Origin of the sequence: Oceanisphaera sp. W20_SRM_FM3 (assembly GCF_052119705.1) — a bacterium.
In the GTDB taxonomy this organism is placed as follows: domain Bacteria; phylum Pseudomonadota; class Gammaproteobacteria; order Enterobacterales; family Aeromonadaceae; genus Oceanimonas.
The window spans coordinates 157247-165002 of the sequence record NZ_JBGQOP010000004.1 but is presented as its reverse complement, the minus strand read 5'-3'; the positions used below and the strand labels follow the sequence as shown (position 1 = coordinate 165002).

Sequence of the window (7756 nt, the reverse complement as noted above, 5' to 3'; positions counted from 1 at the left end):
GAGGATTAACCCCCAACGCATATGCGCAGCAACTTAATGCTGCTTAAACTGGTGTCTACTTTAGTCGGGCCATTCCATGGCTCACGCTTCACGCTTCACGCTTCACGCTTCACGCTTCACGCCTCACGTCTGTCTTTTACCCCAGCGTGGCCAGTATCACCTGCGAGGGTGCAAAATGAGCATAGGCTTTATCGCCAGGCTGCCAAGCGGTCTTTCCTGATGCCGCTTTGGGGAGCAGGGCACACAGCGGCTCTCCGATCTCTAATTGCAGCAGTATTTCATCATACTCTTCACCAAGCATGACCTCGCTAACTATGCCCTTAAGCACATTATCACCAGCAGGTATTTGCAGAGAGTCTTGAATGAGGCTTATCCAAGGGGCCTTAATGAGCGCCAGCACTTCTTTCTCTGGCACTAAGCCTAAACGTTGGCAGCTAGAGGCGGTAATATCTGCATAAAAGAGAATATCACCACTTAGCCTTAAGCAGACTTTGCGACTGAGATCGGTTAAATCCAGCGCGCTGACCTTGGCAAAAAATTGATTGCGAGCACTGGTTTGCAAGGAAAAGCGAGCTACCACAGATAATAAGCTGTCCAGTGAGGTGCGCTCATCTTGCAGCGCCTCTACCGCCATGCGCTCGATTTTGCTGAGCAAGCCGTAAATTTTTAATAACCGTTCACCATAAGGGGTGAGTAAGGCACCACCTCCGCCTTTGCCGCCGGTTTCGCTGCTCAATACCGGGCGCTCGGCCAAGGCATTCATCTCTTTGATGGCGTCCCACGCAGACTTATAACTGATGCCGGCCGCCTTGGCGCCTTGGCTGATAGAGCCGTGGATGCGGATTTGTTCCAATAAACGGATGCGCCTTGGGTTTACAAACAGCTGTTGCCGACTGTGCAGGCTTAATAGTAATTCTAAATCCATGGTGCATCCTTAAAAATAACTCGCGCTATTGTGGCCAAGCGGCAGCGACTCGGCAAATGTTAATCCTGATTTGTAAGTGAGCAATAGCGTTGTATTTTTAACTACATAGCGATAAGGTGTGCCGATGTGTAGTTTTTTATATAACCCATTGGGTGGCATAATTGATGAAAAAATCACTTGGTTTATCGTTATTATTTATGACCCTAGGCTACTCGACCACTGCCTCTGCCGATGAAATTCGCGTAGCCGTGGCTGCTAACTTTACCGATGTGATCAAGCAATTGGGTGAAGAGTTTGGCAAGCAAAGCGGACACAAGGTATCTGTGTCTTCTGGTGCCACGGGTAAGCTGTATGCGCAAATTAAAAATGGCGCGCCTTATGATGTGTTTCTCGCCGCCGATGAAGAAACTCCTACTTTACTGGATACTGAGGGCGTGGCCATTGCCGACAGTCGCTTTACTTATGCATTGGGCAGCCTAGTGCTGTGGAGCGCGAACGAGGCCCTATTTGATGAGGGGCAGTTTGATAAAGCTCAGATCGATAGCGAGCAAAACGTGCTGAAAAGCCAAGATTTTAGCCATATTTCTATCGCCAATCCCAAAACGGCCCCTTACGGGCGTGCCGCGCAACAAACACTGGAGAAATTAGGCTTTTGGGATGAGCTGCAACCCAAGATGGTGCGCGGTGAGAATATCGGTCAAGCTTACCAATATGTGTACAGCGAAAACGCCCAGTTAGGCTTTGTCGCCAAGTCACAAGTCTTTAAAGACGGTGCCTTCGCTGGCGGTTCTTATTGGGAAGTACCAGCCGACATGTACGATCCTATCGTGCAGCAGGCGGTGTTGTTGAAAGACAATGAGCCGGCGCGCGCGCTGCTTGAGTATTTGCGCTCACCCGAGGCAGAAGCTGTGATCACGTCTTACGGTTACCGGACCAGTCCTTCGAACAAGGTTAAGCCATAAGCGGTCAGCTTTCAGTTGCCAAAAGCTACAAGCCATAGCGCACAGTTTAAAAACGAGTTTCATAACCGGCGCAAAGCCGGTGTTGTTTTATATTTCCCACAGTTATTTATGAAAAGGAAACCAGATGTCTTTGTCTGCGGATGACATCACCGCCTTGCTGGTTACCCTGCGCCTTGCCGGTATTACGGTAGTGGTGCTGCTTATTATTGGTATGCCGCTGGCGTGGTGGCTAAGCCAAACCCAGAGTCGTTTTAAGACCGCCATCGAAGCCATGGTGGCGCTGCCGTTAGTCTTGCCGCCTGTGGTGTTAGGTTTTTATTTGCTGTTGGCGCTGGGGCCAAATGGCATCTTTGGGAAGGCATCTATTGCCTTGGGGGGCGGCACGCTTGCCTTTAGTTTTACTGGCTTGGTGATAGGCTCTGCTTTTTACTCACTACCCTTTGTGGTGCAGCCCTTGCAAAGTGCCTTTACCAGTATCGGCAAACGACCACTGGAAGTGGCTGCCACCTTGCGCGCCTCGCCATTAGATACTTTTTTTACCGTAGTCGTCCCTTTGGCGCGTAATGGTTTTTTAACGGCTATCGTGTTGGGTTTTGCTCACACTTTAGGGGAATTTGGCGTGGTGCTGATGATAGGCGGTAATTTACCGGGCGTGACCCAAGTGGTGTCGATTGCGATTTACGATCACGTTGAAACCCTGCAATACGGTCAGGCACATATATTGTCCGGTTTATTATTAGTGTTGTCGTTTACCATATTGCTCTCGGTTTACGCCCTTAATCGGCGCTTTTCGGTGGTACACATATGACTATTAGCGCCGCCTTTAAGATACAGCGTGCCCGCTTTACGCTGGATGTGGACTTTGAATTGCCAGCATGCGGTATGACCGCCTTATTTGGCCCCTCCGGCTGCGGTAAAACCACCTTGCTACGCGCCATGGCCGGCCTTGAGCGTTGTGCGGGGAACTTTTGGCTGGGTGAGCAATGCTGGCAAGACCCAACATTATTTGTGCCGCCCCACAAACGCCGCTTAGGCTATGTGTTTCAAGAGGCCAGCTTATTTCCTCATTTATCGGTGCTGGGCAATTTAGAATTCGGCTGGCGCCGGTTGCCTCAAGCACTGCGGCGCGACGACAAAGATCAGATCATCGATTGGCTGGGTCTCACGCCCTTATTAGGCCAAGGAGCGAGCGAGCTTTCTGGCGGCCAGCGCCAACGAGTGGCGATAGGGCGAGCCTTGTTGAGTAGCCCTGAGTTGCTGTTGCTGGATGAGCCCTTGTCGGCATTAGACGGTAAGGCGAAGCGTGAAATCTTGCCCTTGTTGGAGCATTTATCGGCGCAAGCCAAGGTGCCGGTATTTTACGTGACCCATGCGCCAGAAGAAGTGGAGCGGTTAGCGGATCGGGTGCTGTTAATGGATCGGGGGAAAATCAAATATAACGACAGCTTGCAGCAAGCATTGGCGCGGCCAAACAGCCCGTTATACCGAGATGATGAAGTGGCGGGCATTATCAGTGGGCAGCTGCAGACCTGCTTGCCTGATGGCCGAGTGCCTTTTGCTTACGGGGTTGAACATGGCCGGGCTAAAAATAGCGAAGCAGGGCGCATCTGGTTGACCGGTCATGATGGTTCAGCCACAGGGGCGGCACGGCTGCGTATTTTGGCCAGTGATGTCAGTATTGCCTTGGCACCCGTCACCGGTATTTCTATCGTCAATCAGTTACCCGCTCAAGTGCTGAGTATTACAGATGTTGGACAAGGGCGGGTACTGCTTCGTTTAGCCTTGGCCGGTGGCGAGCAAATACCGGCGCAGTTATCTGCCTATTCGGTTGCGCAATTGGATCTAAAGGTAGGTAGCCCCTGCTACGCGCTGATCAAGGCGGTGGCGCTGTTGATTTAGCTATGATCTGGATTAGTGCGCCTAAATTATGACGCTAATTCGACCTTTAAAAAGACATAACCGTTTCGCGTTATCTGTTCGCCAAAGATGATGGGCAGCCTGTTATTAAAGATAGGACCATCTACTACCACAGTATGAAACTCACCGGATTCGCCGCAGCAATCAATGCCGAGTGCGTCAAGTTCATCCATTAATTCAAGGGTGAATTTACGGCCAATAAAATGGGCAGGCATCATTTTGGTATTGACGACAATCACATAAGCCTCGAAGCCTACGCCTATCAATTCTTCAAGTATGTTGCGCCGGGGCTCAAACCACAAAGGATGCTCAGCTGCCATCCCCACCTTGGCACAGGTTTCTTGTACCCAATTGCGGTGAGCTTCAATGTCGATATCGCCGAAGACGGCGTGGTTAATACCGGCATTTTTACATTCTTGCATCGCCTCTAGAAATTGGATCTCATAGCCCTGCCATCCCGCTTTACGCGTGATGAGGGGCACATTCAAACTGCGGGCTTGGGCTTCAAGAAACGCATATGACAGTGCATGGGATTTAGAATGCGCCACCTCTGCTTCGAACATGGTTAGCAGTCGGCTTGGGATGGCGCCGGCTTGCGTTGCTCGATAATAAGCCATCGCAGAATCCTTACCGCCGCTCCAAGAGGCAACAAACGGATAATTTTCCATAACATAACTCCAGTCATTAAATAGCGATAAGTGCTGAGAACAGTCTGCAAAGGAAGGCGTGCTGCTATTTGGCCGGCTTAGTAAAGTAATAAACCGCGCGCGCTAGGAAGCACCAATAAGGGATGGCTCTTGTGCGGCAAGAGCCATTATCAGCACGTTAAGTTTATCGCAGCGCTTGGGTTTAGCTGTGCTTACGCCGTGTACTTCTTCACGCCATCGGGAATGCCGATCACCAACACATCTGCGCCGCGCGCGGCGAACAAGCCATTGGTAACCACGCCGACGACGGCGTTGATTTGCGTTTCCAGCTCTCGGGGGGCGGTAATGGTTAAGCCGTGCACATCCAGAATATGGTTACCGTTATCTGTTACCACGCCTTCACGATACACGGGCGTGCCGCCCAACTTCGCCAGCTCGCGGGCCACATAAGCGCGAGCCATGGGGATCACTTCCACCGGTAAGGGAAAGGCGCCCATCACTTCAACGGTTTTGGTTTCATCGACGATACATACGAAGCACTTGGCCACGGCGGCCACGATTTTTTCGCGAGTTAAGGCTGCACCGCCGCCTTTGATCATGGCCATGCTGCCATCAATCTCATCGGCGCCGTCCACGTAGACGTCAAACTCGCTGATGTCGTTTAAGTCGAAAATGCGAATGCCGAGCGCTTTTAATTTTGCGGTTGAGGCTTCTGAGCTAGAAACCGCACCTGTGATTTGTTCTTTAATAGAGCCGAGAGCGTCAATAAAGTGATTGACGGTGGAGCCTGTGCCCACGCCCACTATGCAGCCAGGCGTCACGTAATCGAGGGCGGCCCAAGCGGCGGCTTTTTTCATTTCATCTTGTGTCATTAAGTGGCTTCTTCTTAAATTAAAACCAGCGCCCAGTGTGGCACTCGAGTGATAAATATGAGGGCATATGATAGCAAACCCAGATTGGCTTGCCTCCTGCTTTTAGACTCAGGGCTATTACCAGAAAAAATACTGAGTGGGCGTGACCACTCCAACCAGTGGCACATCCCAGCTGGCAATAGGCAGGGCGGCCACTTGTTGGCAGTCGTGGGCTAAGCCCACGGCTCTCGGACTTGAGTGCTGGCTTGAGTGCTGGCCAGAATGCGTGTCTGCATTCTGGCATAAGGTGCGATCATAAAAGCCGCCGCCCATGCCCAGCCGATTACCCTGAACGTCGAAGGCGACCAGTGGCGTATAGATAATATCTAAGGCGTTTTTAGGTGCTAATAAGCGGATATCGAGCTTAGGCTCAAGAATGCCCAAGGCATTGGTGTGCATGAGGGTGTCGGGCTGATAGCGCAAGAATAGCAAGTGACCTTGGCAAAATGGGTGCAGCACTGGCAGATAAACGTGGCAACCTTGAGACCAATACCAGTTAATTAATGGCCAAGGGTCTAACTCTCCGTCGTTGGCCAGATATAAGGCCACGGCTTTAGCCTGTGCAAGCTGCGGTATGTTGGCGACTTGGCTGACCAACTGCACTGCGGCTTGAGTCTGCTCGGTGGATGTAAGTTGGCGCCGTGTCAAACGTACTTGTTGGCGTAGTTGCTGGCGACTTAGTTGAGCTTCACGCATCATTTCTTCATCAACTTAAAGCTTATGACTTAGTTTTGTTATTAGCTTTACCCCAAGGGCCGGTAATGATTTCTACATACAAGGCTTCCACTTCGGCGCGAGCCCAAGGGGTGCGACGTAAGAAGGTGAGGCTGGATTTAATGCTGGGATCGCTTTTAAAGCAATTGATGTTGACGCGGCGCGCCAATTCTTGCCAGCCTAATCGTTCGACCAGCTCGGTCACTATGTCTTTGAGGGTGATGCCATGCAGGGGATTATTGAGTTGCTCTGTCATTGCTAGGATAACCTGTTGGTAAATATGGCGTTATGGTAACAGGGTTTAGGGGTAGGGAGACGGCAAATAGTGCGTCTTAAATTAGGATCCCCAAGGTGCCGTTGCGGGTGTGAGTCCTTGAACCGAGGGTTCAAGGCGGAAATCCGGTATCTACCGCAGGCTTCTCGGTCGGGCCGAGCATGCACAATAGTAAACAACACGGCTTTCCTTTGCTGTTAGTATCGGCTCAGGGACGTCACCCTACTGACAAACACCCCAGGGAAAGCAAAACTTTTTATAACTTGAGACTTGTTATAACTTAACGTCAGAATATCAGCATTTAACGCTGATATCGACCTCAATAACACTTTTTGTATTAGCGTTGACCTTAGCCACCTTGCGGTAATTTTAGCCTACTTTGTTGGCTAAGGCTTCTTCAATAGTATGCTGTAACATCTTAATACGCTTATCCATAGCGTCAGCATATTGAGTGTTTTTATCTTTTTCAAGCTCCAGCTCATGGCTGATGTTCAAGGCCAGCATGATGGCGATTTGCTCGTTAGAGCCCGCCTTGCCGCTTTGCTTAAATTTACGAATACGCTCATTAAGCGTTTCCGCTGCCCGCTGCAATGCAACTTCTTGCCCAGCAGGACAAGCAACCTTGTACGGTCGCCCCAAAATAATAATATCGAGTGCCGCTGTGGTCATGTAATCCTCAGGTGGCTATTTGCAGAAGGCGATGAAATTCTGGCGACTATATAGCGCCGCATCAGAAGTTTCAAGGGGTGGCTGGCTTGAGTGGGATCAGAATGCTAGGATCTGGCCAATATTTCCTACTTTTTCACCAATCGAGTTAATTATGAACGACAAAGCCCGACTCAACTACGACGCTTTCACCACTCTATTAGAGCATCACAACATGGTGGTGACCGCCGCCGAAGTCCATGGCGTTGTTTGTGGCTTGATTTGTGGTGGGCTAGCGCAAAATGATATTCGGTGGCAGCAGCATTTTAATGGCTTACTCAATGATGATTTTGCCTTGCCGGCTGAAGTGCAAAAAGCCGTTAACATGCTGTTTTCTCGTATTTTTGAACAGCTGCAGAATCAAAATCAGTTTGAGCTGTTATTACCCGAGGATGATGAATCTCTGGATGAGCGCCTCGACGCTATGATGGAATGGTCTGCGGCTTTCTTGGCCGGCTTTGGCGTGGTGCAGCAAGAGTTGAATAAAGCCTCGGAAGAATTGCAGGAAATGATCCAAGACATCAGCAGTATTACGCAGGTTTCTAGTGACTTTGACCAAGAAGACGAAGAAAGTGAAACCGCGTTTGTGGTGTTATACGAACATTTAAAATTGGGCGCCATCTTAGCCTTTGAAGAATTTGGCTCAGGTCAGTCTCAAGCGAATCGACCCACCATTCACTAAGCAAGCACTGCCCACTAAA

10 protein-coding genes and 1 other RNA gene are annotated in these 7756 nt (G+C 50.3%); 4 read left to right on the top strand and 7 right to left on the bottom strand.

Annotation, left to right across the window (positions count from 1 at the left end; translation table 11 throughout):
- Positions 1–136: 136 nt before the first annotated feature.
- Positions 137–925 carry a TOBE domain-containing protein gene (locus ACEN2G_RS04085; RefSeq protein WP_442020186.1) on the bottom strand — a complete coding sequence of 263 codons (789 nt, stop codon included), beginning with the start codon at positions 923–925 and terminating at the stop codon, positions 137–139.
- 164 nt (positions 926–1089) lie between these two features.
- On the opposite strand from ACEN2G_RS04085, the gene modA reads away from it, so the two are divergent.
- The 3 genes from modA (at position 1090) to modC (ending at position 3786) form a co-directional block, all read left to right on the top strand.
- The gene (gene modA / locus ACEN2G_RS04080; protein ID WP_442020185.1) at positions 1090–1887 is read left to right on the top strand and encodes a molybdate ABC transporter substrate-binding protein; all 798 of its coding nucleotides are present in this window, start codon (positions 1090–1092) and stop codon (positions 1885–1887) included.
- Positions 1888–2017: 130 nt separating this feature from the next.
- Positions 2018–2695, top strand: a complete 678-nt coding sequence (gene modB / locus ACEN2G_RS04075; protein ID WP_442020192.1) for a molybdate ABC transporter permease subunit — start codon at positions 2018–2020, stop codon at positions 2693–2695.
- Entirely contained in the window at positions 2692–3786 is a 1095-nt protein-coding gene (gene modC / locus ACEN2G_RS04070) for a molybdenum ABC transporter ATP-binding protein (protein ID WP_442020184.1), read from the top strand. The genes modB and modC overlap by 4 nt, the downstream gene beginning before the upstream one ends.
- Positions 3787–3812: 26 nt before the next feature.
- On the opposite strand, the gene ACEN2G_RS04065 is transcribed toward modC, so the two are convergent.
- The 6 genes from ACEN2G_RS04065 to zapA all read right to left on the bottom strand — a co-directional run bounded on the left by ACEN2G_RS04065 (position 3813) and on the right by zapA (position 7019).
- Complete coding sequence (locus ACEN2G_RS04065) at positions 3813–4472, bottom strand: diphthine--ammonia ligase (protein WP_442020183.1); 660 nt, start codon at positions 4470–4472, stop codon at positions 3813–3815.
- A 191-nt stretch (positions 4473–4663) separates the two neighbouring features.
- The gene (gene rpiA, locus ACEN2G_RS04060) at positions 4664–5323 is read right to left on the bottom strand and encodes a ribose-5-phosphate isomerase RpiA (RefSeq protein ID WP_442020182.1); all 660 of its coding nucleotides are present in this window, start codon (positions 5321–5323) and stop codon (positions 4664–4666) included.
- A gap of 117 nt (positions 5324–5440) precedes the next feature.
- A complete protein-coding gene (locus tag ACEN2G_RS04055) occupies positions 5441–6058 on the bottom strand; it encodes a 5-formyltetrahydrofolate cyclo-ligase (RefSeq protein WP_442020181.1) in 618 nt (205 codons plus the stop codon).
- Between the two features lie 22 nt (positions 6059–6080).
- Complete coding sequence (locus tag ACEN2G_RS04050) at positions 6081–6332, bottom strand: VF530 family DNA-binding protein (protein WP_442020180.1); 252 nt, start codon at positions 6330–6332, stop codon at positions 6081–6083.
- Positions 6333–6415: 83 nt separating this feature from the next.
- Positions 6416–6597, bottom strand: a non-coding RNA gene (ssrS, locus tag ACEN2G_RS04045) — 6S RNA.
- A 122-nt stretch (positions 6598–6719) separates the two neighbouring features.
- The gene (zapA, locus tag ACEN2G_RS04040) at positions 6720–7019 is read right to left on the bottom strand and encodes a cell division protein ZapA (RefSeq protein WP_442020179.1); all 300 of its coding nucleotides are present in this window, start codon (positions 7017–7019) and stop codon (positions 6720–6722) included.
- A 151-nt stretch (positions 7020–7170) separates the two neighbouring features.
- Here zapA and ACEN2G_RS04035 point away from each other — a divergent pair, with 151 nt between their 5' ends.
- Positions 7171–7737: a UPF0149 family protein gene (locus ACEN2G_RS04035; RefSeq protein WP_442020178.1), complete on the top strand. Its 567-nt coding sequence runs from the start codon at positions 7171–7173 to the stop codon at positions 7735–7737.
- Positions 7738–7756 lie beyond the last annotated feature (19 nt).

Bases quoted from the DNA above. Each gene is read 5' to 3' on its own strand.
- modA (WP_442020185.1), top strand. From the start codon at position 1,090: ATGAAAAAATCACTTGGTTTATCGTTATTATTTATGACCCTAGGCTAC.
- zapA (WP_442020179.1), bottom strand. From the start codon at position 7,019: ATGACCACAGCGGCACTCGATATTATTATTTTGGGGCGACCGTACAAG.
- ACEN2G_RS04085 (WP_442020186.1), bottom strand. From the start codon at position 925: ATGGATTTAGAATTACTATTAAGCCTGCACAGTCGGCAACAGCTGTTT.
- rpiA (WP_442020182.1), bottom strand. From the start codon at position 5,323: ATGACACAAGATGAAATGAAAAAAGCCGCCGCTTGGGCCGCCCTCGAT.
- modC (WP_442020184.1), top strand. From the start codon at position 2,692: ATGACTATTAGCGCCGCCTTTAAGATACAGCGTGCCCGCTTTACGCTG.
- ACEN2G_RS04065 (WP_442020183.1), bottom strand. From the start codon at position 4,472: ATGGAAAATTATCCGTTTGTTGCCTCTTGGAGCGGCGGTAAGGATTCT.
- ACEN2G_RS04035 (WP_442020178.1), top strand. From the start codon at position 7,171: ATGAACGACAAAGCCCGACTCAACTACGACGCTTTCACCACTCTATTA.
- ACEN2G_RS04050 (WP_442020180.1), bottom strand. From the start codon at position 6,332: ATGACAGAGCAACTCAATAATCCCCTGCATGGCATCACCCTCAAAGAC.
- ACEN2G_RS04055 (WP_442020181.1), bottom strand. From the start codon at position 6,058: ATGCGTGAAGCTCAACTAAGTCGCCAGCAACTACGCCAACAAGTACGT.